Source organism: Clostridium sp. CF012 (genome assembly GCF_018861755.1).
In the GTDB taxonomy this organism is placed as follows: domain Bacteria; phylum Bacillota; class Clostridia; order Clostridiales; family Clostridiaceae; genus Clostridium_AD.
The window spans coordinates 1-820 of the sequence record NZ_JAHLEF010000121.1 but is presented as its reverse complement, the minus strand read 5'-3'; the positions used below and the strand labels follow the sequence as shown (position 1 = coordinate 820).

Sequence of the window (820 nt, the reverse complement as noted above, 5' to 3'; positions counted from 1 at the left end):
GGAACAAAATGATATTGTGGATGTAATATCTGTAAGAGTAAAACTTAAAAAGACAGGAAAAAATTATACTGGCCTTTGTCCTTTTCATAATGAGAAGAGTCCATCATTTACAGTGTCTACGGAAAAACAAATTTATAAATGTTTTGGATGTGGAGAAGCTGGAAATGTAATTAGTTATGTTATGAAGGATAGAAATGTAACTTTTCCAGAAGCTGCAAGGATACTTGCTCAAAGGGCTAACATTAGTATAGAAGTAGATAATGGAGAAAATAATGTACAACGTGACATGTATAAAAAAATGTACAATATTAATGTGGAAACGGCCAGGTATTTTTATGAAAACTTAAGAAAGGATAAGAAAGCTGAATTATATTTCATTAACAGAGGTATTACAGAGGCTACTATGAAAAAATTTGGGTTAGGTTTTTCTTTTGATAAATGGGATGGATTGTTATTATATTTAAAAAAGAAAGGCTACTCAGAACTAGATTTACTTAATATAGGATTAATTATTAAAAGTCCTAAGGGATCTTATTATGATAGATTCAGAAATAGGATAATGTTCCCTGTGTTTGATTATATGGGGAAAGTGATTGGATTTGGTGGAAGAGTTTTAGATGATTCGAAACCTAAATATCTAAATTCACCGGAAACTCCCTTATTTCATAAAGGATTAAATCTTTATGGATTAAATTTTGTAATTAAAAATAACAGATCTCGAACAATAATAATTGTAGAAGGATATATGGATTGCATTTCGCTTCATCAATATGGTTTTTCAAATGTAGTTGCGTCGCTTGGTACTGCACTCACTATTAAT

The 820-nt window shown here is 30.0% G+C and carries 1 protein-coding gene; it reads left to right on the top strand.

The genetic code is table 11. The annotated features are described in order from the left end of the window. Positions 1-820: DNA primase (gene dnaG / locus KPL50_RS26630; RefSeq protein ID WP_216301467.1), on the top strand; the 820-nt coding region annotated here is incomplete at both ends.